The organism is Adhaeribacter arboris (assembly GCF_003023845.1).
GTDB lineage: Bacteria > Bacteroidota > Bacteroidia > Cytophagales > Hymenobacteraceae > Adhaeribacter > Adhaeribacter arboris.
This window is the reverse complement of sequence record NZ_PYFT01000001.1, coordinates 2,854,622-2,876,633: the sequence shown is the minus strand read 5'-3', so window position 1 is coordinate 2,876,633 and position 22,012 is coordinate 2,854,622. Positions and strand designations below refer to the sequence as shown.

The window sequence follows — 22,012 nt, the reverse complement described above, 5'->3', positions numbered from 1 at the left end:
TATGGCAGAAGTAGATATCCGATTTAACGGCGGCACTGGGGAAGATGAAATAACCTTTTGGGATGCCAATATTAAGTATCCAATTAACGACACCCGGCAAATCCAGGTGCGAGATGCCAGCAATCCTTCGATGGTTATTTGGCAGGGTTTCTACCGCAATGGCACCGCATTACCCTTAACGGCTCCTTATCCCAATCCATTAACGGAAGCGGGTAAAACGTATTATGAACCAGTTGGGAAAAATGGTACGGTAGCAGGTACCGTTACTTCCAACGGTACGGACCCGGTTTCGGGCAAAGCCGTAGCCGATTACATTACGGCGAACGTTTTTGTACCGGCTTATGATACCGAACCAACGACCGGGAGTGATAAGTTAATCAGGTCCAAAGATTTAAAAACCTTCTTTGAAGGCAACTCGGGTAAACCAGTTCTATACACGGTTGGCAATACCTACCAGGGAGGACAGTTATTGTACGAAGGCGGCTTGATTCTTCGCCTCCGCAACACGACTACTTTTAACGATGCTGGCACTCTAGCTGCCCGGTACACCAACAACACGGCTAACTTTGATATTGCCGCCCGGCAACCGATTACTAATATTTCCAACGCCGGTCCTGCCACCATTGCGGTAAACGCTAGTATTGAAGTTACCAATATTAACACCTCGGTCAACGCGGCTTTAACCATCAGTATCGCCGATCGTTTGGGAGGGGCACCGTTTACCTTAAACTTTACCGTAACGGCGAATAAGGATATTGATTTAGCCTGGGATGGCAACTTTTTTACCGGCGATTTACCCGCCTCCTTACCTATTGTTAACCAGATTCAGGTGCATAGTTTCCGGTTTTATTGGGTAGCCGCTGAAAGTCGTTACCGGCGAATTATAGAAAGCGCCGAACTGCCTAACTCGGATGTGCTAGACGATATTACCTTGCAAAAAGTAACTAATTGGGATACGGTTACCAGTAAAGCTAGTGTGATAGATACCACGCCGGAAACTATTATTTGTGTACCCAACGGCATTACAACCTGGGAGTATAATCCTTTGCGGCCTAATGTTTTTATTCGCATTACTGGGGTTACTACCCTAAAACCTACTGGCGCATCCGCCGCAGCGGTAAATATTGGAAGTTCGGGTTTAGTCGAAATTGAACAAGGTGCTACCGGGTATGCCGTTAGTTTTTATGGGCAAGCCCCTCCCGTGGCACCCTCTACCTCCGCCAACGCCACAACTTTGCTAGGTTGGCGGCAATTAACAAAAACAATGGTCTGGGATTCATTAGCCGGAGGAACGGTTACCGTTAGTTCTTTAGCCGTACCTACGGGCTTTGCGGCCAGTAAAACCGCCTCCGGTATTAAGTACGTTTGGAACGCTGTACAAGGAGCAAGTACCTACCAGATTCAGATTTCTTTTAACGGGGTGGACGGCTGGACAACAGTGTATTTACCCGCCGAAAATAACCCAAACAAGCTAGCAACTACTTACACCTACCCATTAACCGGCGGAGGCAAAGGAAATTTAACGACTGGACAAACTTACTATGCTAAAATTCGGGCACTAGATAATTCCAGTACCAACTTGCCGGATTCGGCTTATTCTTCCAACGTTTTGACAACTTGGTAAATGGCTTTATTGATTAGAGATATTATTGATAGGCAGAATCAATTAAGCTACGGCGGGGTTACGTTGCCGCCCACGGAAATTGTGGGCTGTATGGATAAAAACGCGACTAACTACAACGATAAGGCCACTGTTCACGATCAGAATTTATGCCAGTACAACCCAACGGGAGGTTACGAGCGCGATCTGAGCCAAATTATAGCCCAATCTAACTTCGATGGGGTGCGTTGAACCCCAACTTTAAACAGGAAGTCTACGAGGATTATGGTTTTGGGGTGTCCTCCATTCGGAGCCGTTTCCCCGGAGGTAAATCGGGTCGCTTTGAAATGCGCGCCGATTCTACCGTTACCGTGGGCAATAAGGGCCGTTCGGAGATTAAAATTAACGATACGGATCTACTTTTTACCAAGCGGAAATTCGCCTATTCCATTTACATGGGATCAAGCGATTTCCCGAATGATTTAGACGTCTCGGATTACTACTGCTACTGTATGCAGGAACACGGCTGGGATACCCGAACTCCTCCCCGAGGGATTTTTATCAAAGGCCCTAAAATGTACTATAAAATTAACTACGGAGCCACCCTCGGCAAGACCGACCCGGATGGCTCGGAGTTATTTGATTTAGGTGCCCCACCGAAAGATAGATGGGTGGATTTTTATTGGGACGTTAATATTTCCTACAACTCGGACGGCTGGGTAAACGGCTTTATGAGTAAGCCCGACCCGGTTACGGGAGTAATAAAGCTCTACCAAATAATTAAGTACTCGGGCCCTACCGGTTATAATAATAGCATTATGGCCGATTATCCCAAGTTCGGCAAGTACAAGCGGAGATGGGGGCCCAACGTGGATAAACTTATTATCTACTACGATGAAATCTGTTGGGGTAAAGGCACGGCGAATATTCGGGATATAATACCCGACAAAGATATGGCTATTGTATACTTATGAACTACGACATAGTACGCGGCAATAACGTTTTACTTTCCGTCCGGCCCGTAGGAAGCCAGACCAAAAAACTCATGTCGGTTAACGTCGTGCAGCTTTCTTTTGACTTACCCGAGGCCTTTGACTTTACAATTGGGGATAGCATTCTGGTTTACAACGAACCGCATTACCTAAATCAATTAACCGTAGTTCAAAAGGAAAATAGCCGAGAGTTTCACTATGAATGCACCTTTGAAGCGGAAGGCTATAATTTAGCCAAGGTGCAGTACATGATGTTAGGTGATGATAATACCCTGAAAGAAGCGGATTTTTCGCTTATGGGCAACGCTGAAACCTTTATCAAACTCTTGCTTCGTAACGCCAACCGCATTAGTCCGGGCTGGAATATGGGAACGGTGGCCGATACGGAATTTAAAAACCTAACTTTCAGTAAAGAAAACTGTTTACAGGTGCTTTCCCGGTTAGCGGAAGAATTTAATACTGAATTTTGGATTGAAAACAAAACTATTCATTTAGCCACTAAGGGCGCGGTTTCCGGATTGGCATTTGAGTACGGTAAAGGGAAGGGTTTATATAAAATTACGCGGAACAATGTACCGGAAAAGCAATTAGTTACCCGTTTGTACGCCTACGGCGGCAGTAAAAACTTACCGGCCACCTACCGCAATTATTCCAACCGGTTAAAACTACCTTTCCTGCATCCGGACGGGGTAACGGTGCAAAATGGCGTGTACTTGGAAGAAAATACCGAGTTCTACGGGGTTATTGAGCACACCGAAATATTTGAGGATATTTATCCGCATCGCACCGGCACAATAACCAATATTGCCGAAAGTCCTTTGTTATTTGAAGATAGCAGCCTCGACTTTGACGTAAACGCGCACCTTTTACCCGGGTTAGGGTTTAAAGTCGTTTTTAATACAGGACAACTAGCGGGTTATGAGTTTGAAGGCACCTATAATGCGGCTACCAAGGTTTTTGCATTAAATAAAAACGAGCAGGAAAAAGCGATGGAAGTACCTTCGGCTTTGCTCCGTCCGTCCATTGGCGACGAGTACGTTTTGGTAGACTTGCTAATGCCGGATAGCTACATTGTTGCGGCTGAAAAGGAACTGCACCTCAAAGCGCAAGCCTACCTGGACCAGAATTGCAGCCCTCGCGTCATCTACGCGGTGGAATGTGACCCTTTACATTTTAAAAAAGAGAAGATTAGTTTAAAGCTCGGCGATTACGTCAAAATTACCGATGCGGATTTACATTTAGATCGAAACATTCGAATAACCGGCCTGGTTAGGGATTTACACGATCCTTACGCTTACCAGCTAGAGTTAGCCGATACCGTTACAATCGCACCCGTGGTAAGGCAGTACGCCGCCCAGGAGAAGATTGAAAGGGTCATTGCGCTGAACCGATTAACGGACGTGCAACGGGCTAAGATTAATTACAAATCCATCCAAGAATATATTCGGGGAGTGTTCGACCCGGAGGGGAATTATTTTACCGAAAAAATAAAGCCCTTGTTTGTGGAAACGATGGGGTTACTGACCGGTTCTAGGTCGCAGCAATTCATTTTACGGGACATTCGCTTTGCCGCTAACTACCAGTCCGATGCCAACCGTTTTGCCTGGACTTCCGGCTCGTTGCATCACTTCACCATTGCCGATAGCGTAAAGGTATGGCAAATTTCGGGAGCCGAGTTAACGGGCTTAGACCCTTCTTCTCCTTACTTTATCTACGCTAGATGCAGTCGTACTACCGATGCCGGGGAAATTGTGCTGAATCCCAAAGCGATACTAGTCGATGCTGATCCATCTTTTTATCATTTCACCATTGGTGAACTCGGTTCGGTGATTGATAACTTCCGGCCCTTAACGCTAACTTACGGTTTTTCTTTCATTTCCGGGAGGGAGATTACCACGGGTAAAATTAAAAGCGCGGATGGTCTGACTTCTTTTGATTTAGATACGGGAGAAATTGAAGGTAAAATCAAATTTGGTAATAATGGTACCAGCTCTATAGTAGATGGCAACCTGATAACCTCCGGCAACATTCTCTTAGGTAACGAGCAAGGTGTAAACGCCGGCGTGATTGGCGAAGGCAGTACCATTCGTTTTTTCGCCGGGGATACCTACGCGAACCGGGAAGTAGCCCCTTTTCGGGTGTACGATAACGGATTGGTCTACATGAATAACGCCGTGATTGAAGCGGCCATTCTGGCAAAATCGGGTAAGATTGGCAATTGGGAAATAGACAATTACGGGCTGATGAACGATTCGGATCAGGATGCCTACATTATCAACCGGAAAAGTTTCGGCAATGGTAAATACGCCGAGGCCCGGATTGGTAGTAATATCTTACCGCCTTCTAGTGGGATTCGGGCCGTAGGGTATTTTGTCAACCAGGAGCCGAATCCCTTTGGTACTAACTACGGCGTCATCGTAGAGGCTTCGGGAGGGGGACGTAATATTGGGTTATCTGTCCGAGGCGGTTTTGAAATGAAAGGCTCTCAGAGCGTGAATATTCGTCGGCTAGAGCCAAACATTACGACATACGCCTGCCAGGAAGACGATTTTGAGATAATTTATACCGCTAACGCGAACGGCACTATTCAACTACCTTCACCCACTACCGGTCGAAAAATCCGCGTGAAACACGAAAAACCGATTGACCTCTACGTAGTGGGGCAAGGGAACAATATCTACGGCAAAGGCTTAACTACCCGCATGAAATGTGAATGGACCGATGAATATACGTTTGATGGGGTTTACTGGCAACGGTTAGGGGAATTAGGTTAATTAATATGCTGATATAGTTCTAAATTTACGGAATATATCGCTATATTTACTTTGCTTTGTAGAATATGGCTTTACTCTTATGGGAGCATTAAGATTGAACAGCTACGCACCGGACCTGGTGGTGAGTTACTTGCGCACAAAATACCCGGAGGTAAATAAAAAAATTACCGAAGAACTCGCTACCATCTTACCGAAACAAACCCTCACCGATTTTAGCCTCATTCCCCAACTACTGCACGTGTATTGCCAGATTCGACAAATCAACCCAGAGCAATTGCACGTGTACGGATACAAAGTAGATTTGAAACTTGTCCAATACCGAAAAGAGTTTCTAGCCTTGTTGCTCATTTGTTTCCAACCGGAAAAACTTTACGGTTTGATCCAAAAACCGGCATTAAAAGGCATTACTCTCCAGGTCAGCCAGTTATTAGGCTGCAACCGCACCACGCTTAAAAATTATGTCGGCGAAATTATTGTCCGGTTCAGACACTACGAAGCTTTTAAAACCGACTTATTAGCGCTCCACGCACAAATACTAGCTACTATCAACTAACTATGGCAACGCTCAACCTACTTTGTGCCGAGAATTTAGACATTCACCTCTACCAAGGAGATACACTGGCGGCCGTACTGGAATTCTATAACGAAGCGGATACTCCTTTACCGGTAATCGCCTCTACGATTCAAATGGTGGTGAAAAGAAATGCAGGAGATACAAACGTCTTATTTACCTTTTCGGTAGGCAATGGCTTAGCTGTGCAAGGTAATCAAGTACGCCTAGTAGCTTTAGGACAACTAGTACGAGGTGAATTTTATTACGACCTCCGGTTTACTTTCCAGTCGGGAGAAATTATAACTTATGTAATGGGCACTATTCGAGTGGTATAGCATGGAAGCAGTAAAAATAATTGTTCCGGCACCTAGTCCTATAAAGCTGCACATCAGCTCTAACTTTCCTTCTTCCTCTAGCGGTGGAACTACCTACCAAAAGTCCACTGCGCTGCAATGGGTGATTGTCCATAACCGTGGTTATCGACCCTCGGTAACCTGTACCGACACCACCGGCGAAGTGATAATTCCTGAAATCATTCATGTGTCATTAAACGAAGTCCATATCAATCATACCTTTAACCAGGCCGGAACGGTCTACATTAATTAATTAGAGATGAAACTCACCAATGAACTAAAATTAGGGTCGAATAAAATTTCGGGACTGGCCAATGGAGTAAACGCCGATGAGGCCGTAAACAAAGCGCAGTTAGATGCCGCCGTGCAGGGCTACAAATGGAAAGAGCCCGTAAAAGCGGCCTCTACCGGGAACCTTACTCTTTCCGGTGCCCAAACCGTAGATGGCGTTTCCCTCGTGGCCGGCGATAGGGTATTAGTTAAGAACCAAAGCACGGGTTCCGCTAATGGGATTTATATTGTGGCAACGGGTGCCTGGACAAGAGCCACGGACTACGATGCCACCGCGGAATTAGAAGGAGCGAGTGTTTTTGTTTCGCAAGGAACCACGCTGGGTAATTCCAACTGGCAAATGACCACGGATGCCCCCATTACGCTGGGTACTACCGCCTTGGTATGGATCCAAACGGGGCAGGGGACTTCTTATACGCAGAGTACGGGAATTATTATTTCCGGTAGTACCATCGCCGTTGATACGGCGGTAGTAGCCCGGAAAGCCGCCGCCACTATCGGTAACGGCACGAATACTTCCTTCACCGTCAACCACGCACTGAATACTACGGACGTGTTGGTACAAGTCTGGGAAACGGGCGGTTCAAAAGAATTAGTATTAGTAGACGCCGCGGTGGTGGATGCCAATAATGTCAGCATCACGTTTGCGACGGCACCAGCTTCTTCCGCTTATCGGGTAGTCGTTCAAGGATAATATGAAAGACGTAACCTTACTACTGCAAAAACAGCAACTAAGTGCAGACCCTGCCACGCCAGCGAGTGGGTACAGTATAATTTATCCGAAAACGGATGGAGAATGGTACGTGAAAAATTCGGCGGGGGTGGTACGCAATATTAGCCAGGATACCGCCCGGCAAGTGTTAGCCAACAACGTAGCGGCTTCTTATACTGGCGGCACAACGGCACAAACGGTATTTTCCGGCACTATTCCGGCCAACGTCATGGGGGCTAATGGTACTTTGCAGATGGATTTTATTTTAAGCTGGACGGATAATGCCAATACGAAAACCTTCCGCTTACGGGTGAATGGTTCCACGGTTATGCAGCGCACCCAAACAACGGGCAATGCGTTTCGGGGTAGTTTTCGCTTAACTAACCGAAACGCTACCAATGCCCAGATAAACACAACTACCAGTGCTACCATGACCATAGCGCCGAGTGGAACGGCGGCGACGATAACGATAACGAACTATAGTTTTGATACTACTCAGGCTTTAACTATAGCTTTAGAAGTACAGCTAGGCGTTAGCAGCGATACGGCGACTTGGGAAACCTTTAATGTACTCTTAGTACCTTCAAATTAACCCCCTAAATGCTTTTATTTTAGCGATATATTCCGCAAATTTAGAACTATATCGGGTAGTTTTTAATTTTTACTAGAAACATGGATATGTACCCTCTCCAGCCGCTTTTTTTCTGGTTAATTCTACCCGGCGTACTAATGCTGGTGATGGGTACGGGGGTGCTTTTATTTAACATCTACCGCCTGTTCCGCAAACGCCGGGATATCCAGCGTTTCCCCTTGGTAATTGTCTGCGTGGTGTTATTTATTAGCACACCCTTAATTACCAATACAGAAACATTGGCCAGTATTTTCTTTCCGAATCTCTACCTAAAAAGCGGAGTAATTTTTATGCGTGGCCTGGTTACGGCGATATCGGCTTTTGTCTTGCATTATTTATACCCGCGCCTGCTGCGTATTCCGACCCGGGAAGAAATAGAAGAAGAAATAAGTCTTTTTAAAGCCATGGAGGCTATTTCTTTAGAGGGGCACATTCGCACAGAAGATGGCAAGATGGTAAGCGCGAATCAAAAGGCTTGTAAGATTTACGGGTATACGGAAGCGGAACTTTTAAACCTCGATGTAAAAGAACTGATATGGCCGGAAGATTACGAAAGGATTATGCAGTTAAGGGGGCAAAACTACCGGGAGAAGTACGAGTGTTTAGGCAAGCATAAAGACGGTAGCAAGCTTTATTTAGAAGTAAGGGGGAGAATGTGCGCTACCAGGGCAAGCAAGTACGCATCACCGCCATTAAAGATTTAACCAAGGAAAAGCTTATTCAGCACAAACTGGAAGAAGATGTAATTAACAGCGTCAACCAACTAGAAACCCGGGATAATCTTTCCGCCGCCGCCGAAATAAAACAAAACTTATTGGTACGACTACGCAAAGAACCGGATGGAAAGTAAAGGAATAGACTATTTGTTGCAACAAACGGCAGCAGTAGTCTTTATGGGGATTGTCATATATGTTTTATACAAGTGGGTGCAAAGTAGAGATAAAGAGCATTTAGCCGAGCGCAAAGAATGGCTAAAAGAATTAACGGCTTTGATTGAATCTCACAAATTAGATATTAAATCCAAAGATTTAGAAATAAAAGAACTGAATAAAACTAACCGGGATATGTCTCTGGAGCAGTTAAAATTTGTCCACGATGTAGAAGACGCCCTGGCCAAGTCTGACCCACGCGAGGCCATGAATCGCATCCTTTTAATTACGCAGAACATAGCGGACCACTTTAAAATTAAAACGCACTAATGAATATAAACGGTTTCCACATTGATAAGGAACACATTCTATATGGGGCACTAGCTGGATTAGCGGGGCTTTGCCTAGTCCTCTTAGGTATAATCCTGTATTACCAGAATGGTGTAATAGGCAAGGGAATACGGGAGGTTTACCAGCGGCTTTTTAAGTCGGTTACGCCTACTTACTTCAAACGCATTTTCTATGGCGCCTTAACTCTGGCGGCGGCCCCAGAACTACTGGACTTTATTACCGAGCAAATAAGCGACCCACAATTCCACCCGGCTTGGCTACACGCCGAATGGTTAAAAACAGTCCGTTCCATCTGTGTAGGAGCGGCTTTTATAGCTAAAATGACGGTTAACTACCGGAAGACCCCACCTGAAAAGATTCCCGATGTAAAAAGCCCGATTGATGTAATAATCGAAGCACCAAAACCTAGATATAGAGTAAATCAAGCCGGAGAATTAGTATGACTTTACGCGAAAAACAATCTTTATTCCTAAAAAACTTTGCCCTACTTATTCTATGGGCTTTTGAGCAAGGATACGAAGTTACGGCCGGCGAACTTTTACGCACGGACCAACAACATGCCTGGAACATTGCGCACGGTAAAAGCAAAGCAGATAGAAGCAAACACCAGGATAAGCTAGCAGGCGATTTAAACTTATTTATCGGCGGTAAATATGTAACCGATTCCACGGCGCACGCACCTTTGGGTAAATATTGGAAAAGCTTGCACCCGCAAAACCGTTGGGGCGGGGACTTTAAAGGCTTTGTAGACGGTAACCATTATGAAATGTTATAAAATGAAAAGGCTATTACTTTTAATCCTCTCCCTAAACCTGCTGCTTAGCTGTGAGCCAAAGAAGCAGAACAATAACCATTCGTACTATCCACCGGTAGTCCAACAACCGGAAACGCCTCCCGTAGTTACGCCGGACCAACCACCAGTTGTAACACCGGAACCTCCAGAGCAACCGGATACGGCCGTAGTAGTTACCCCTCCTGAGCAAGAAGAAGCGGAAATAAGCGTACCGGTTCCAGAGGTGATTACTCCGAACGAGCCTACTCCGGAGCAGCCGAAACCCAACGACCCAGTATTCCAGATACCCGAAAAGCGGGCTAATCTAAGTACGCAGCACGACTTTGCCAGCACCACTTTGCCCAGAGGTTTCCGCAAGCAAACGGCTAATCCGATGGGCTTGCAGTTCGTGGAATTGGGAGGTGCCAAGTGGGCCCGGTTTGTTTTAAGCGCCAACGATAACAAGAATGGCGTTGTCCGTTCGGAAATACTAAAAGATTCCGAACCCGGCTTAATTTCTCGCTACGGCTATACCATGCGATTCCCGGTAGAAAACTGGCAGGCGCACTCAGAACCCGATATAATAACCCAATGGCATAACCACGAGGATAAGAGGCTAGGCGAAAAGCCCCTTGTTCCACCTATTGCGCTGTTTGCGGAAGGAGATTACTTGCACGTAATGGTGTGTTGGGATAGTAAAAAAGTAACGACTAATACGAACAGAGAGGGTAAAAAGAACTTTAAACTTATTCCCTTACCCAAAGATCAGGATGTAGTCTTTACCTGGTACGTAAGGCACAGTTACAAAACTTTCTCCGAATCAGATCCACGATACAAGACGGAAGGAGGCTTAATTATCCTGGCCATTAACGGAAAACAAGTACTTAAGTATTATGGTCCGAACGCCTACAACGATGCCGAAATGCCCGGATATTTTAAGGTAGGTATTTACAGCCGGCACATTAAATATAAACGGGTAGTACTGTTAAAAGACCTGTATATCGGGAATGAGAAAAGCGGTTTTTTGGACGTAATGCCGCGCCTGCCGATGCTGCAATAGATCCCTGTTACCCTACTTTTTGGATGTTATTATTAGTGGCTACGCTTATTATTAGGAGAATACAAAAATGAGTGAAAGTTTATACCGAGTAACCTTTCGGGTAATATTTTCTGACGGTACAAAGTGTTCTCGATGGTATTGGGGTAAAAAGTATAAAACAGTACAAGCAGTATTGCAAGCCATTGAAAGTTTCAAAAACAATACAGGACTTAGTGAATGGAGAACAACCTTTACTAGTCCGGATGGCATAAAAGTAATGTCCAAGTTTGGAGAATGGAGAGTTGAACATTATTACCCAGAAAGTAAATGAAACCCCTGCTACAATGTATAGGCATGGGCTTAGCTGTTCTGACAATCTGGACGGTGTTATGGTCGATAATGAATTGGATATTTAAACCTTAAAATTATGAATACATGGCAACTATGCCCTAAATGTAATGGCGAGAAAGGCTATTATGGCACACTTAATTTAACGAAGTTTGGTTATGAAACCTGTAAGATATGTGCCGGTGCAGGAATTATAAGCACATTAACTGGCTTGCCACCTGCCAATACTCATACACCCGTAGTCTCAACTCAGAATTGTAAAGTTGAACTGCAAGTTGGCAATGCTAAGACTATACTCGTGGATAAAGATGACCCCAGGCTACTACAATAAAGACATGGGTAAGCTCATGCGCCGACCCTTTATAGAAGAATTTAAGCCTAATGGTTATAATACTTCCTTTCTTAAACCCTATTGCAAAGGATGCCCTGGTATTGAAAAAGCTGAACGATGGAATTTATCTTGTACTAATTGTCGGATTTCGAAATGAAAAATAAAAAATTATGGATTGGAATAGGCATTGTATTTCTAATGCTGTTCCTGTTAATTGGTTTAATAAAATCCTGCCAACATGAAAACCAGAACGCCAAGCGGGTAGACAACCACGATAAGCTTATTAACCAAAGCCTGGATAATAGCACGATAGAAGCCCAATATAGGGCACAGTCGGACATTCGGGAAAAGTTAATACGGGATAGCTTAAAAGAAGAAAGGGCACTTAGAATAGCCGCAGAAGCACAGGATACGGTTATTGTAAACAGGTATTTTAAAGTACCTACCCTGGATAATGGGAAAGCAGTAATAGCTTCTAAGGATAAGGTTATTTCCAGTTTAAAGAAAGAATCTAAAACAAAGGATGGGGTTATTTTAGAGAAGGATACTCAATTAGAATCTTACGATAACGAAAATAAGCAGCTTAAATTAACTCAGGCAGAACTGGATAAAGAATTTCAAAACCTTAATGCTAAATACGTAAAGGACACTAAACCTAAAAACTGGAATATAAGCCTAAGCGCCGGGTACGGAATAGCACCTACCGAAACCTTTAAACCAGTTCCTTTCGTGGGTATTAGTATTGGTAAAACTATCGTTCGATTTTAGTATGCACAAGATAACCACTGTTCACATTTCCATTCTATCATAGTGCGATTAAAAGTTGCTATCCCTACATTTTACTTATAGCCTTGTTAAGTAATGGTTGATAATTATAGTAGATACCAAAAAAATTTAAATCTAGAAGATTTATTCCCCGTATTATCTGGAGTATGCGCCTGCGGTTGTGGTAATTTACTGGATAACCCTCGAAAAAAATGGTATTCAAATAAATGTAGAGATAACTCTTATATACAATTTGCTATTATTAAAGGGAATACTGGTATTATTAGAAAACTACTCTATCAATTAGACCAAGGAGCTTGCCGCAACTGTGGTGTTATAACCCCAAATTGGCAAGCAGACCATATTCTGCCGGTTTCTAATGGGGGTGGCGCATGTGGTATCTCAAATTTTCAAACGCTTTGCCAAGATTGCCATAAAGAAAAGACTAATAATATGGTGAAATGAAGGCTTATAGATTTTATTGGTCGGTTTATGCTATTTTTATTCTATTGTTAATAGTTGGTGTAATCAGGCACCATGAAGCCCCACATATTGGCTTTACCATAACTTTAATATCGTCTTTATCCTTTTGTTTTTGGTGGTTTCGGGGTTTTTGGGAATGGTAGGTATTTTAACGTATAGTGTAGTAAAATAATGGTACAAACGATACAACATAATCATCAGTTAAACATCCAGATTAAATGTTATGATGATTTGCCAGATAACAAATATCTTGCTTGGATTGAAGGCAAAGAATATACTGGTATAACTATTACTGCAAATTCTATTACTGAGTGTATTAAAGAACTAGCTATTAGTTTAACCGCGCTTGAGGCTTACAGGAAAAATTGTAAGAATGGATAAAGGCTTACGGCATCAAATCAAGATGCGCAAATACAAAAAAAGGCTGAAGCAACTGAACCTGCAAAATACAGAAGGTAAGTTTTATGCGTATCGTTCCCACGGCGCACCTTGTTCTTGCCATATTTGCTCTCATACTAAATATAAGCGAGAAAAGATGGATATAGAATTAGGGTAAACTATAACCGTAGTAACCTTTTAGCCGCAAAAGTAAACTATAATAAAAAAAGAGGGTTTATAATCCTCTTTTTTTATTATTAACTATATATAAATTACTGCCTATTTTTATTAATTACAACTTGTTTTAAATGATCTTCTCTAAAAGTACAATAAACATGATAGTCTGAATCAAATTCGATTGGAGGATTAACTCCTAACTCAAATATGATATGACACCAAGTAGGTATTTCTAGTTCTTCGTCTAAAGGCACATAACACACATCACCACTAATAGCATTATGCCACAACTGGGAAATTTCTGAGTTGCACTCTTCATCAGGATAACACTCCTGTTCGATTAGATGATTTATAAAATAATTCCGGGTCATGCTAGTGAAGTAGTTTGAATATCAAGATTGTTTTTCATTGATTCAAGCCGAATAATATATGCATCGAGTAGAATTATTAATTTGTCTTTAACATCTTCTTCGGAAATTCCTTGAACCACCAACCCTGGCATTTCATTGAAAAAAGCAGTTATTCGTCCAGAGTTATTTAAAATACCAGTAACAGTAAGTTTTTTTGAAGGTTTTATCATTGTTTTTCCTTTTTTAAATTTTTTAGAGTAAATACGTATTTTTTGGCTTAAAGGCCTTGATTTTTTAGTATACGTGAGCAACGTAGAAAAAAAGTTGCAAAATTACAACAAGTTTACATTAAAATAAAATCCAATTATAAATAATTACCAACCTTTATTATCTGCCTTCCCTATTTCCCATCTAAAAAGAAGGCCCCGAGTAAGGGGCTTTTTTATTTGCCTAATTTCTCAATTCCTAAATGTTTAGTAAACAAGGTAAGGGTATCTATCCCGAAATTCCAATTACCGGCTTCTATCTTGGAAATGGTACTACGCGACATGCCGGTCAGCTGGGCAAAATCCTCTTGCTTGTAGCCGCGTTCTTCCCGTTTTTGCCGGAGCAGATTACCTACCCGTTTGCGCTCGGCAATCAATTCTTCTTCGGTAATGTTGCCTTTCATTTAAAATTTTATTTACTGGCAAAATTTGCGGTTGCATCAAAAAGGCCAAAATGAAACTTTTGGGAAATAGGTAAATAGTCTAAGCCGCTATTAACCATAAACATATTTACATAGCCTATTTTATTTACAATCTCTTTGGGCAAAACGGCAAACAAAGGAGTTAGTTTTTTTAAAGTATGCGCCCAGTGTATACCTAATCTTTTATCTTCTACTACGCCATATCCCGTATAATCAAAATGAGGGGATTTAAAATGATCGAGTAATCCGGCGCAAACCTCTCCGAAAACTTGTTCCGCTTCTGCTTGGGTTGGGATTGTTAATGCATCCATGTTGTTTTCGTTTATTATTTCTATTTCTATTTCTTTTTTTGCGTTATCCATAGCGTAACTTAAAATAACAAAGCTGGATGCCATTATATAAGGACTACCACTATCTATTTTAGCGTCAATATCACTTTTAGAAAGCATTTGGCCGTTAAATTCGATATCGTACAGATACAAAGTTTCAGTTAAGATATAAATAACCTGTTTTTGTTCTAATGTTATAGAAACCTTTTCCCCATTTAAATAAATGGATAATCCCTTGGATTCAGAACCGTAAACTTTGCCGTTAAATTGTTTGCCTAATATAAGGTTATTTACTTCGTTTAAAAATTGACGCGATATTTCAACGATTTTTTCGTTATCGCGATTAACTAAAATAACTTTTTCGGAGGTGGTTTGAATTGTCATTTTCCTTTTGCAGAGTTTATCGAGCTGCGCCGCTCTGTTTAACTGTATCAAATATACTAACTTATACGCAATGTGCAAAATAATGAACATGAAATTTCAGTTATTTTTCCATATTTAAGTAAATTCCGTATTTATACTGATATGCCCTATATCCACCTCCGCCGCACCGAATCCAGCGACCTGTACCTAGCCGGCTTTGCGACCTGGAACGACTTAAAAGAAGCCCGCGACCGAGCCAAAGCCCAGGGAATAGTAATAATTTTCTGGGGAGAAGCCGAAAAAGTGAAAGCCTGGCAAGCAACAAGGTGGGTATACAAAGCGGATTATACTAGTTTTGGTTTAGCCTACCAGGATTATCAGTACCCCATGCACCAGGGTAAAATGTTCTCTACGCCACTAGCTTCTTTTCAAAGTGCCCTGGACCAGATAGGTAATCCTAAGTTTATACTTATTTGGAGAGGACAGCAGTAGCCTTTATGGGGAAAATAACGTAATTTAGAGGGTTGGTTTGGTGAAAGCCAAATTGATGAAACCCATTTTAAAGCACCTGATATTCGGGTGCTTTTTTCGTGTTTTCTTATTTAGACGTTAGTTTTTACGTCAGCAGCTTATATTAAATTGTTCATTATTAACTTATTGTAATAATAAAGCAATCCCCAGCGGGATCACAGCTAACCCTTTTAGGTAACTCCTAAAAGGGTTTTTTATTTTCTTCGGACATATTTCGGACACTAATTTATTATAGATATAACCGTTTTTCATTAATACAATAACTTAGCTTATTAAATAAGAGCTTTGTTAGGGATAGGTTATACTACCAAACACGAATTTATTTAATGTCTTTGTTTTCATCATGCAACTCTCTTTATCCCTTCTGCATAGGTCATTGTAAAATGGCTTTTGCAAGTAAATAGTCCCAGATAAAAAGAGCTATTTCATTTGACAAAAACGCTCTGCTGAAGGTATTCTTGCTAAAAGACTACTGGTTGCAGTAAAAGGAATCGTTTTCTTCTTATCGCTAATCTTAGCAAACCTTTCTATTTTAAATTTATTATTTTCTTTCTTCTGTATCACTTCCGAACAGTTTTTGTTCGGAAGTGATACAATCTTTGACTCTTCATTCATCACAATACAATGATAATCAATTAGTTTTATTTGGCATAAATTATGGGATTCCTAAAGAGGATATCTATAAAATCTGGTTGTTCACATCCGATAATATCTTCAATCCTTTAAGAATAAGCGTATGAAAATCTTCTTTTTGGGGCTAATTACTTTTCTTCTGACCCACTCTTCTGCCATTAGCCAAGGCTTGAGCCCCAAAGAAAAAGCGGCCTTCTTTGCTAGTAATGCCTTTAGCAAATCAAAATATAAGAGGGAAGAAAAATATGGCATTGTCAAGGAAAAGAGTAAAGTAATCCATTCGACTCCGGTCATCAGTAACGAGTCTACCTTTTACATAGGCCAATACGTCGATGAAAATCAAGGAACACGACTAGAATTAAAAAGGGAGACGGGAAATAATATCCGAGCTATTCTCAGCTATCCTGATTCCAGGAAGGTCACTTCCGATTTGGTTCAGATCCAAGACGCTTACTTTAAAGCCACCCTGAAAATGAGCGACGGTAAAGAGGAAGTCTGGGAAGGTGCTTTTATTAATAAAAATGATAATGAAACCACTGCTTTTGGGTTGGGCATCATCCTCCCTAACCCGATAAAAAAGGATGACTTGACTCTGAACAAGTTATTCTTCAAGAAAATAGTACCCTAAATTATTTACTTATAGTTGCTTTAAGTATGTGGAAAAACTATTTACTAATCGCTAGTCGCACCCTGTGGAAAAACAAGGTTTTTTCTCTTATTAATATTTTAGGCCTTTCGGTTGGTCTGGCGTGCTGTATTCTCATGTTTCTTTTTATTCAACACGAGCAGAGCTATGATCGCTTTCATGTACAGGCCAAGGATATTTACCGGATAACATCAGCCATGGACGGGAGTAATGGTAGTACCCATTTAGCCGTAACCCCCGCTCCTTGGGCACCCTTAATGAAAAAAGATTACCCGGAAATTAAAAGTTACACTCGACTATTAAAAGACGAAAAAGCATTGATCGGCCCTCCTGGCGAACAACAATTTTTTGAAAACAATTTGCTTTATGCCGATTCCACTCTATTCGATGTTTTTACTATTAGTTTGGAAAAGGGAGAGGTGAAGCGGGCACTGGAACGTCCTAATAGCATCATCTTAACTAGTGAAACCGCTAAAAAGTATTTTGGCCATACGAATCCCATTGGAAAAACCCTTAGCATCAACTCTTTTGGCAGAAATCTTACGGTAGAAGTGACTGCTCTAGCCAGGCCAATGCCGGCTAATTCCCATTTTGCGTTTAGTTCTCTGGTATCCCTGGCAACGCTGGGAGACCTAAGCGGATTATGGTCCTTTCACATGTTTCAGAGTTATGTAGTATTAAATAGTAACACAGCCGCTAACAGCTTAGAAAACAAATTTCCTGCTTTTGTGAAGCGGTACATTTTGAACAATCCTAGTGCCGATGGCAAACAGGACATCCATTTACAGCCTCTTACCGATATTCATTTACGCTCCAACCTGGTCGGGGAAATAGGAACGAATGGAAATATAACCTATGTCTATGCGTTTGCTTGTGTTGCCTTGTTTGTCTTACTTCTAGCCTGTTTTAACTTTACCAATTTGTCTACGGCCCGCTCCCTGACCCGAGCCAAAGAAGTGGGGCTCCGAAAAGTAGTAGGGGCGGAGAAAAGGCAACTGCTACAACAGTTTTTAACGGAGACTACCCTCTTTGCCCTATTAGCTTTGATTATAGCTATTGCTATGGCTTATTTGGCCTTGCCCTTATTCAACCGCGTGGCGGAGCGCAGCTTAACGATCGATTTTGTCCATAATCCCTTACTTACCTTCGTATTGATTGGCTTAGTATTAGTCGTAGGTATACTGGCGGGTCTTTACCCGGCGGTAATACTATCGGCTTTTAAACCCACGGAAGTACTCAAAGGCAAGTTTAGTAATTCTAGGAAAGGTCTATCCCTTAGACTCTTCCTGGTTACTCTCCAATTTGTAGTGTCCATGGGGCTTATTGCTGGTACCTTTTTAGTCAATCATCAACTTAATTTTTTAAAGAGTAAAAACCTCGGGTTCGACCGAGAAAATGTAGTTATTCTAACGCTACCCAAGGATATGGAGTTGTGGACTACAAAGTATGATGTTTGGCTTTATGTCTATTGCGATAGTCAAACATCAGGTTTAGACTTGCTAAATGGTTTTCCTTCTTTTTGGAGAAGCAGGTTGTTTTTCTGACGAACCGTCTGTTTCTGGCTCTGATGCAAGTATTCACGCCTTCTATGTTTTTAGTGTAAGCTTTTCCTATCGTGTGCTTTGTCGGGGGATTACCTGAGCAAACGCTTTCCAATGATCAGTACAATATTGTTCTATTTCCACTCCTTTTAGCTTTTTGAGTAGCTGGCGTACTGTTTTAGCGCTTCGGCCGCCACAACTATAAGCCAGTACTTCATCTGTTTGGGGACAGTAAGCATACAACAACCAGTATTTTCCTTTCTTGCGCTTTCCGACAAAGCTCCAGACTTCATCGATCTGTACGGATCTATAATGCTTTTGGGTTGGTTGAATCTTAAGGGCATTCCCCTGTCGGCACAAGTTGCTTAGCACACACTTTCTACTCACTTCCAGCAACTTTTCAATGTCACGAACACCATTATTTCTTTCCAGAAGACGCCGTATCAACCGCTTGGTAGTCGGATCCGCTCCTCTATAGCGATATATTGGCTGAAATTGCTTCTGGCAATTACGACATAGAAGGTTCTGAGAACCATTCTTTTTCTTGCCATTTTTTACTACCTTGCTGCTCTGGCAGTGGGGACAGTTTATTTTGATCTGAACTTCGAACATTCCATCATCTTAAACACTTCACTGCCTCTTTTTATCCCATCATACTTTCTTTACCACTACCGGATATGGATTCCACCCGCTTGGCTACTTTCAAAAACTCGTTACTAGCAGATGGCTCAGTTTATTCCGTAAGTGCCTCCTCCTCTATTCCAAGTGCCAATATTCCGATTAACCAGGTGAACGATGGTAGTTCTAATCTAAGCCAAGCCCAATCGATGCAAATGCTATTTACTGACCTGGACTTTATCCGCACCATGAAAATGAAAATTGTGGCAGGCAGGGATTTTAGTGAGAAAATGGCATTAGATAAAACGGAAGGTTTCCTCATCAATGAAGAAGCCGTAAAAAAGCTAGGGTATCAAAAATCAGAAGCAGCCATTGGTACCACTATTCAATGGGTACAGCCTAATACCGTATTGAAAAAGGGAAAGGTAGTGGGCGTGGTCCAAAACTTTAATATAACCCCGCTAAAAACAACTGTGCAGCCCTTAGTGCTACACTATTTTCCCAACCGGCTACAATATTTATACTTGCGTTTTAACCAAAAAAATGCCGATCAGGTCCTAAAAGAAGTAGCTAAAAAATTTACCAGCTTAGCCCCGAAGCAATCGCTGGAATATACCTTTTTGGATGATACCTTAAACGCTATGTATACCAGTGAGACAAAATTAGGGGTCATATTCAGCTATTTTTCATTCTTAGCTATCTTTATTGCTTGCTTGGGCATTCTAGGCCTTTCCTTGTATACCATTCAGCTAAGGATTAAAGAAATTGCCATTAGAAAGGTATTAGGCGCCACTGTACTGAGTATTACGGCCGAATTACTAAAGCAATTTATCAAGCCCGTGCTATTGGCTTCGCTACTAGCAACCCCCATTACCTGGTATGTGATGAGTAAATGGTTAGAAGAGTTTGCGTATAGAACGCCCATTCTCCCCTCGGTATTTGTGATAACAACTGCCTTAGTTTTAGCCTTAGCGGTTTTAACGATGACTTTTCAATCGGTAAAAGCCGCGTTAAGCAACCCAGTACTAAATCTGAGATCAGAATAAATTATTTGATACTATTAGATTAAATTCAATAAGAGCTAGTCCTCAAAAGTGATTAATAAAAATTTAGAGACATTATCTTGCTTGGGAATAGGTAAATAGATTTTTTCTCGTAAAAAAGCCGTTTTTCTGATGGAGATTGCATTTAAGTCATCTATCATAAATGTACTTATTGGACTTATATAATCATGGGAGAAGAATCGGATTACCGAATTTACCCCAAGGAGTTTCGCACGATTATTTTCGTAGAAAGGTACGGTTAGAGAAAATATATAAAAACTTAATTATTTACTTAACTTTATTTTTCTATTCCGTATTAAATATATTGTGACTTATTTAAGAAGTTTATCTGATTGCTGATGGAGTAAACAGGTTTATCTGCCGCTTGGTTGTTAGAGTGCGCATACGAGTGAAAATAATTGTCCGTAGAATCCTTTAACCAACCATTCCTTGTTTCCAGAATCCCTGCTCCTGCTACCCACCCGGGAGGTAACCTATTGCCAACCACTGGCTACAGAACCCCCGATGGCCGAGACTGAATTAATCCAGGCCCTGCAAGCCCAAGACTCGGCGGCTCTCACCGCCCTCTATCAAGCTTATTCTCCCGCCCTGTACGGAATAATTTTACGCATCGTCCGGGCCGAACCAACGGCGGAAGATGTGCTGCAGGAATGCTTTCTTAAAATCTGGATTACTTTTCATCTCTATGACCAGGCCAAGGGCAGATTATTTACTTGGCTCATCAACATCGCCCGGCATTTAGCCATTGATAAAACCCGTTCCCGGACCTATTTACAAGAGCTAAAAACCCAGAAAAAAGAGGCAAGTAGCTTAGCGGAGCGGCTGGGGCATGAGGGCTTTCGGCCGGAGCATATTGGCCTGAGAAAGGTAGTCGACCAATTAGCTATCCCACATAAAACTATTATTTACTTGATGTATTTCGAAGGATATACGCAAAGTGAAATTGCCCAGCAGCTTTCTATTCCTTTAGGCACGGTTAAGACTCGGGCCCGCCAGGCACTGCAACGCTTGCGGAAATTAATTTAAAAGAAGTAAAGCATAGGCAGTATTATTATTAGGAACCGATTAATCACCCCTATCAGATGAAGGCTATTATTTTACTAGGAACTTTAAAAAAGGAAGGCTTATCTAATACCGAAGTCTTATCGGAGTTCTTTGCCGGTTTTTTGCGCCAGCAAAAGATTGATTGTACGATCATCAAGCTGGTGAATTATCAAATTCTACCCGGAACTTACAGTAATATGGGTTCGGGGGATGATTGGCCCCAGATTTTAGAACAACTGTTAACAGCGGACATTCTCCTCTTTGCCACTCCCATTTGGTGGAACAATCAATCTTCGGAAATTCAAAAAGTAATCGAACGGCTCGATGAACTCCATGATGAAGTACTGGCAGGCAAACCCTCGCGGTTAGAAGGAAAAATAGGCGGTATTATTATTACAGGTGATTCGGATGGGGCCCAACATATCATTGCCAACCTGAGCAATTTTTTTAATGCCATTGGATTGATTCTGCCGCCTTATACCACTTTATCGGTGTTATGGGAAAAACAGGCTAAAGGGACAATTATCTCCCGGGAAGAACTCTTACAAAAATATGAAGAGGAGTATACCAGCACAGCGGAAAAGATGGTGAAGCAAATCCTTGAATTTATTTCCAAGCCATAATTATACAAGATGGAAGAAAAAAAGATTAAGAAATAGGATAAGTAGGTTTTCGTTAGGTAGGTTGAAAAGTAAAAGGGCTCTTGGTTGGAAAAATGCGGTCCACATTCCTATGGAGCTTGCTTCTTCTTCATTTTGCCCGGAGACGGTTTAAACCTAAAACAGA

The 22,012-nt window shown here is 42.0% G+C and carries 29 protein-coding genes and 1 pseudogene; 24 read left to right on the top strand and 6 right to left on the bottom strand.

Annotated elements, in window-relative coordinates; all coding sequences use genetic code 11:
• Position 1: 1 nt before the first annotated feature.
• The 18 genes from AHMF7605_RS11705 to AHMF7605_RS11610 all read left to right on the top strand — a co-directional run bounded on the left by AHMF7605_RS11705 (position 2) and on the right by AHMF7605_RS11610 (position 13,245).
• Complete coding sequence (locus AHMF7605_RS11705; RefSeq protein ID WP_106929508.1) at positions 2 to 1,624, top strand: hypothetical protein; 1,623 nt, start codon at positions 2 to 4, stop codon at positions 1,622 to 1,624.
• Positions 1,625 to 1,852, top strand: a complete 228-nt coding sequence (locus tag AHMF7605_RS11700; protein WP_106929506.1) for a hypothetical protein — start codon at positions 1,625 to 1,627, stop codon at positions 1,850 to 1,852. It begins immediately after the preceding gene.
• Positions 1,849 to 2,574, top strand: coding sequence for a heparin lyase I family protein (locus AHMF7605_RS11695; protein WP_106929503.1), 726 nt, complete (start codon positions 1,849 to 1,851; stop codon positions 2,572 to 2,574). The genes AHMF7605_RS11700 and AHMF7605_RS11695 overlap by 4 nt, the downstream gene beginning before the upstream one ends.
• Positions 2,571 to 5,366 (top strand): phage tail protein, encoded by a 2,796-nt coding sequence (locus AHMF7605_RS11690; RefSeq protein ID WP_106929501.1) that lies wholly within the window; start codon positions 2,571 to 2,573, stop codon positions 5,364 to 5,366. The genes AHMF7605_RS11695 and AHMF7605_RS11690 overlap by 4 nt, the downstream gene beginning before the upstream one ends.
• Positions 5,367 to 5,445: 79 nt before the next feature.
• Positions 5,446 to 5,919 carry a hypothetical protein gene (locus AHMF7605_RS11685; RefSeq protein WP_106929498.1) on the top strand — a complete coding sequence of 158 codons (474 nt, stop codon included), beginning with the start codon at positions 5,446 to 5,448 and terminating at the stop codon, positions 5,917 to 5,919.
• A 2-nt stretch (positions 5,920 to 5,921) separates the two neighbouring features.
• Positions 5,922 to 6,254: a hypothetical protein gene (locus AHMF7605_RS11680; protein WP_106929496.1), complete on the top strand. Its 333-nt coding sequence runs from the start codon at positions 5,922 to 5,924 to the stop codon at positions 6,252 to 6,254.
• Between the two features lies 1 nt (position 6,255).
• A complete protein-coding gene (locus tag AHMF7605_RS11675) occupies positions 6,256 to 6,525 on the top strand; it encodes a hypothetical protein (protein WP_106929494.1) in 270 nt (89 codons plus the stop codon).
• A 6-nt stretch (positions 6,526 to 6,531) separates the two neighbouring features.
• Positions 6,532 to 7,257, top strand: a complete 726-nt coding sequence (locus AHMF7605_RS11670) for a head decoration protein (RefSeq protein WP_106929492.1) — start codon at positions 6,532 to 6,534, stop codon at positions 7,255 to 7,257.
• Position 7,258: 1 nt separating this feature from the next.
• On the top strand, positions 7,259 to 7,867 hold the full coding sequence (locus AHMF7605_RS11665; RefSeq protein WP_106929490.1) for a hypothetical protein: 609 nt from the start codon (positions 7,259 to 7,261) through the stop codon (positions 7,865 to 7,867).
• An 80-nt stretch (positions 7,868 to 7,947) separates the two neighbouring features.
• A complete protein-coding gene (locus AHMF7605_RS11660) occupies positions 7,948 to 8,610 on the top strand; it encodes a PAS domain S-box protein (RefSeq protein WP_106929488.1) in 663 nt (220 codons plus the stop codon).
• Positions 8,562 to 8,756, top strand: coding sequence for a hypothetical protein (locus AHMF7605_RS11655; protein ID WP_106929486.1), 195 nt, complete (start codon positions 8,562 to 8,564; stop codon positions 8,754 to 8,756). Before AHMF7605_RS11660 ends, AHMF7605_RS11655 begins: the two co-directional genes overlap by 49 nt.
• Positions 8,746 to 9,105: a KH domain-containing protein gene (locus AHMF7605_RS11650; protein WP_106929484.1), complete on the top strand. Its 360-nt coding sequence runs from the start codon at positions 8,746 to 8,748 to the stop codon at positions 9,103 to 9,105. The genes AHMF7605_RS11655 and AHMF7605_RS11650 overlap by 11 nt, the downstream gene beginning before the upstream one ends.
• Entirely contained in the window at positions 9,105 to 9,569 is a 465-nt protein-coding gene (locus AHMF7605_RS11645) for a hypothetical protein (protein WP_106929482.1), read from the top strand. The genes AHMF7605_RS11650 and AHMF7605_RS11645 overlap by 1 nt, the downstream gene beginning before the upstream one ends.
• Entirely contained in the window at positions 9,566 to 9,901 is a 336-nt protein-coding gene (locus tag AHMF7605_RS11640; protein ID WP_106929480.1) for a M15 family metallopeptidase, read from the top strand. The genes AHMF7605_RS11645 and AHMF7605_RS11640 overlap by 4 nt, the downstream gene beginning before the upstream one ends.
• 1 nt (position 9,902) lies before the next feature.
• Positions 9,903 to 10,958, top strand: a complete 1,056-nt coding sequence (locus AHMF7605_RS11635) for a heparin lyase I family protein (RefSeq protein WP_158267501.1) — start codon at positions 9,903 to 9,905, stop codon at positions 10,956 to 10,958.
• 811 nt (positions 10,959 to 11,769) lie between these two features.
• Positions 11,770 to 12,384, top strand: coding sequence for a hypothetical protein (locus AHMF7605_RS11620; RefSeq protein ID WP_106929472.1), 615 nt, complete (start codon positions 11,770 to 11,772; stop codon positions 12,382 to 12,384).
• A 93-nt stretch (positions 12,385 to 12,477) separates the two neighbouring features.
• On the top strand, positions 12,478 to 12,846 hold the full coding sequence (locus AHMF7605_RS11615) for an HNH endonuclease (protein WP_106929470.1): 369 nt from the start codon (positions 12,478 to 12,480) through the stop codon (positions 12,844 to 12,846).
• Positions 12,847 to 13,035: 189 nt separating this feature from the next.
• Positions 13,036 to 13,245, top strand: a complete 210-nt coding sequence (locus AHMF7605_RS11610) for a hypothetical protein (protein ID WP_106929468.1) — start codon at positions 13,036 to 13,038, stop codon at positions 13,243 to 13,245.
• 269 nt (positions 13,246 to 13,514) lie between these two features.
• On the opposite strand, the gene AHMF7605_RS11600 is transcribed toward AHMF7605_RS11610, so the two are convergent.
• The 4 genes from AHMF7605_RS11600 to AHMF7605_RS11585 form a co-directional block, all read right to left on the bottom strand.
• Positions 13,515 to 13,790 (bottom strand): hypothetical protein, encoded by a 276-nt coding sequence (locus AHMF7605_RS11600; protein ID WP_106929464.1) that lies wholly within the window; start codon positions 13,788 to 13,790, stop codon positions 13,515 to 13,517.
• Positions 13,787 to 13,999: a hypothetical protein gene (locus AHMF7605_RS11595; RefSeq protein WP_106929462.1), complete on the bottom strand. Its 213-nt coding sequence runs from the start codon at positions 13,997 to 13,999 to the stop codon at positions 13,787 to 13,789. Before AHMF7605_RS11595 ends, AHMF7605_RS11600 begins: the two co-directional genes overlap by 4 nt.
• 212 nt (positions 14,000 to 14,211) lie before the next feature.
• On the bottom strand, positions 14,212 to 14,439 hold the full coding sequence (locus AHMF7605_RS11590; protein WP_106929460.1) for a helix-turn-helix domain-containing protein: 228 nt from the start codon (positions 14,437 to 14,439) through the stop codon (positions 14,212 to 14,214).
• Positions 14,440 to 14,447: 8 nt separating this feature from the next.
• Complete coding sequence (locus AHMF7605_RS11585) at positions 14,448 to 15,170, bottom strand: hypothetical protein (protein ID WP_146153573.1); 723 nt, start codon at positions 15,168 to 15,170, stop codon at positions 14,448 to 14,450.
• A gap of 141 nt (positions 15,171 to 15,311) precedes the next feature.
• Between AHMF7605_RS11585 and AHMF7605_RS11580 the strand changes: the two genes are divergently transcribed.
• Positions 15,312 to 15,641, top strand: a complete 330-nt coding sequence (locus AHMF7605_RS11580) for a hypothetical protein (RefSeq protein ID WP_146153572.1) — start codon at positions 15,312 to 15,314, stop codon at positions 15,639 to 15,641.
• Between the two features lie 459 nt (positions 15,642 to 16,100).
• On the opposite strand, the gene AHMF7605_RS11575 is transcribed toward AHMF7605_RS11580, so the two are convergent.
• Entirely contained in the window at positions 16,101 to 16,295 is a 195-nt protein-coding gene (locus tag AHMF7605_RS11575) for a hypothetical protein (RefSeq protein ID WP_106929454.1), read from the bottom strand.
• Positions 16,296 to 16,416: 121 nt separating this feature from the next.
• Here AHMF7605_RS11575 and AHMF7605_RS11570 point away from each other — a divergent pair, with 121 nt between their 5' ends.
• Positions 16,417 to 16,941, top strand: coding sequence for a hypothetical protein (locus AHMF7605_RS11570; RefSeq protein WP_106929452.1), 525 nt, complete (start codon positions 16,417 to 16,419; stop codon positions 16,939 to 16,941).
• A gap of 26 nt (positions 16,942 to 16,967) precedes the next feature.
• Positions 16,968 to 18,503, top strand: a complete 1,536-nt coding sequence (locus AHMF7605_RS11565; RefSeq protein ID WP_106929450.1) for an ABC transporter permease — start codon at positions 16,968 to 16,970, stop codon at positions 18,501 to 18,503.
• Here the strand turns inward: AHMF7605_RS11565 and AHMF7605_RS11555 are convergent.
• Positions 18,397 to 19,112, bottom strand: a pseudogene (locus tag AHMF7605_RS11555) (IS1 family transposase). The gene AHMF7605_RS11565 and the pseudogene AHMF7605_RS11555 sit on opposite strands and share 107 nt — an antisense overlap.
• A gap of 65 nt (positions 19,113 to 19,177) precedes the next feature.
• Here AHMF7605_RS11555 and AHMF7605_RS11550 point away from each other — a divergent pair.
• The 3 genes from AHMF7605_RS11550 (at position 19,178) to AHMF7605_RS11540 (ending at position 21,849) form a co-directional block, all read left to right on the top strand.
• On the top strand, positions 19,178 to 20,164 hold the full coding sequence (locus tag AHMF7605_RS11550) for an ABC transporter permease (protein ID WP_106929444.1): 987 nt from the start codon (positions 19,178 to 19,180) through the stop codon (positions 20,162 to 20,164).
• A 447-nt stretch (positions 20,165 to 20,611) separates the two neighbouring features.
• Entirely contained in the window at positions 20,612 to 21,208 is a 597-nt protein-coding gene (locus AHMF7605_RS11545) for an RNA polymerase sigma factor (RefSeq protein WP_233219018.1), read from the top strand.
• Between the two features lie 56 nt (positions 21,209 to 21,264).
• Positions 21,265 to 21,849, top strand: a complete 585-nt coding sequence (locus AHMF7605_RS11540; protein WP_106929441.1) for a flavodoxin family protein — start codon at positions 21,265 to 21,267, stop codon at positions 21,847 to 21,849.
• The last annotated feature ends 163 nt before the right edge of the window (positions 21,850 to 22,012 follow it).

Excerpts from the sequence above, each read along its gene's own strand:
- AHMF7605_RS11705 (WP_106929508.1), top strand. The coding sequence starts at position 2 with ATGGCAGAAGTAGATATCCGATTTAACGGCGGCACTGGGGAAGATGAA.
- AHMF7605_RS11700 (WP_106929506.1), top strand. The coding sequence starts at position 1,625 with ATGGCTTTATTGATTAGAGATATTATTGATAGGCAGAATCAATTAAGC.
- AHMF7605_RS11690 (WP_106929501.1), top strand. The coding sequence starts at position 2,571 with ATGAACTACGACATAGTACGCGGCAATAACGTTTTACTTTCCGTCCGG.
- AHMF7605_RS11685 (WP_106929498.1), top strand. The coding sequence starts at position 5,446 with ATGGGAGCATTAAGATTGAACAGCTACGCACCGGACCTGGTGGTGAGT.
- AHMF7605_RS11680 (WP_106929496.1), top strand. The coding sequence starts at position 5,922 with ATGGCAACGCTCAACCTACTTTGTGCCGAGAATTTAGACATTCACCTC.
- AHMF7605_RS11675 (WP_106929494.1), top strand. The coding sequence starts at position 6,256 with ATGGAAGCAGTAAAAATAATTGTTCCGGCACCTAGTCCTATAAAGCTG.
- AHMF7605_RS11670 (WP_106929492.1), top strand. The coding sequence starts at position 6,532 with ATGAAACTCACCAATGAACTAAAATTAGGGTCGAATAAAATTTCGGGA.
- AHMF7605_RS11665 (WP_106929490.1), top strand. The coding sequence starts at position 7,259 with ATGAAAGACGTAACCTTACTACTGCAAAAACAGCAACTAAGTGCAGAC.
- AHMF7605_RS11660 (WP_106929488.1), top strand. The coding sequence starts at position 7,948 with ATGGATATGTACCCTCTCCAGCCGCTTTTTTTCTGGTTAATTCTACCC.
- AHMF7605_RS11650 (WP_106929484.1), top strand. The coding sequence starts at position 8,746 with ATGGAAAGTAAAGGAATAGACTATTTGTTGCAACAAACGGCAGCAGTA.
- AHMF7605_RS11645 (WP_106929482.1), top strand. The coding sequence starts at position 9,105 with ATGAATATAAACGGTTTCCACATTGATAAGGAACACATTCTATATGGG.
- AHMF7605_RS11640 (WP_106929480.1), top strand. The coding sequence starts at position 9,566 with ATGACTTTACGCGAAAAACAATCTTTATTCCTAAAAAACTTTGCCCTA.
- AHMF7605_RS11635 (WP_158267501.1), top strand. The coding sequence starts at position 9,903 with ATGAAAAGGCTATTACTTTTAATCCTCTCCCTAAACCTGCTGCTTAGC.
- AHMF7605_RS11620 (WP_106929472.1), top strand. The coding sequence starts at position 11,770 with ATGAAAAATAAAAAATTATGGATTGGAATAGGCATTGTATTTCTAATG.
- AHMF7605_RS11615 (WP_106929470.1), top strand. The coding sequence starts at position 12,478 with ATGGTTGATAATTATAGTAGATACCAAAAAAATTTAAATCTAGAAGAT.
- AHMF7605_RS11610 (WP_106929468.1), top strand. The coding sequence starts at position 13,036 with ATGGTACAAACGATACAACATAATCATCAGTTAAACATCCAGATTAAA.
- AHMF7605_RS11600 (WP_106929464.1), bottom strand. The coding sequence starts at position 13,790 with ATGACCCGGAATTATTTTATAAATCATCTAATCGAACAGGAGTGTTAT.
- AHMF7605_RS11595 (WP_106929462.1), bottom strand. The coding sequence starts at position 13,999 with ATGATAAAACCTTCAAAAAAACTTACTGTTACTGGTATTTTAAATAAC.
- AHMF7605_RS11590 (WP_106929460.1), bottom strand. The coding sequence starts at position 14,439 with ATGAAAGGCAACATTACCGAAGAAGAATTGATTGCCGAGCGCAAACGG.
- AHMF7605_RS11585 (WP_146153573.1), bottom strand. The coding sequence starts at position 15,170 with ATGACAATTCAAACCACCTCCGAAAAAGTTATTTTAGTTAATCGCGAT.
- AHMF7605_RS11580 (WP_146153572.1), top strand. The coding sequence starts at position 15,312 with ATGCCCTATATCCACCTCCGCCGCACCGAATCCAGCGACCTGTACCTA.
- AHMF7605_RS11575 (WP_106929454.1), bottom strand. The coding sequence starts at position 16,295 with ATGAATGAAGAGTCAAAGATTGTATCACTTCCGAACAAAAACTGTTCG.
- AHMF7605_RS11570 (WP_106929452.1), top strand. The coding sequence starts at position 16,417 with ATGAAAATCTTCTTTTTGGGGCTAATTACTTTTCTTCTGACCCACTCT.
- AHMF7605_RS11565 (WP_106929450.1), top strand. The coding sequence starts at position 16,968 with ATGTGGAAAAACTATTTACTAATCGCTAGTCGCACCCTGTGGAAAAAC.
- AHMF7605_RS11550 (WP_106929444.1), top strand. The coding sequence starts at position 19,178 with ATGGATTCCACCCGCTTGGCTACTTTCAAAAACTCGTTACTAGCAGAT.
- AHMF7605_RS11540 (WP_106929441.1), top strand. The coding sequence starts at position 21,265 with ATGAAGGCTATTATTTTACTAGGAACTTTAAAAAAGGAAGGCTTATCT.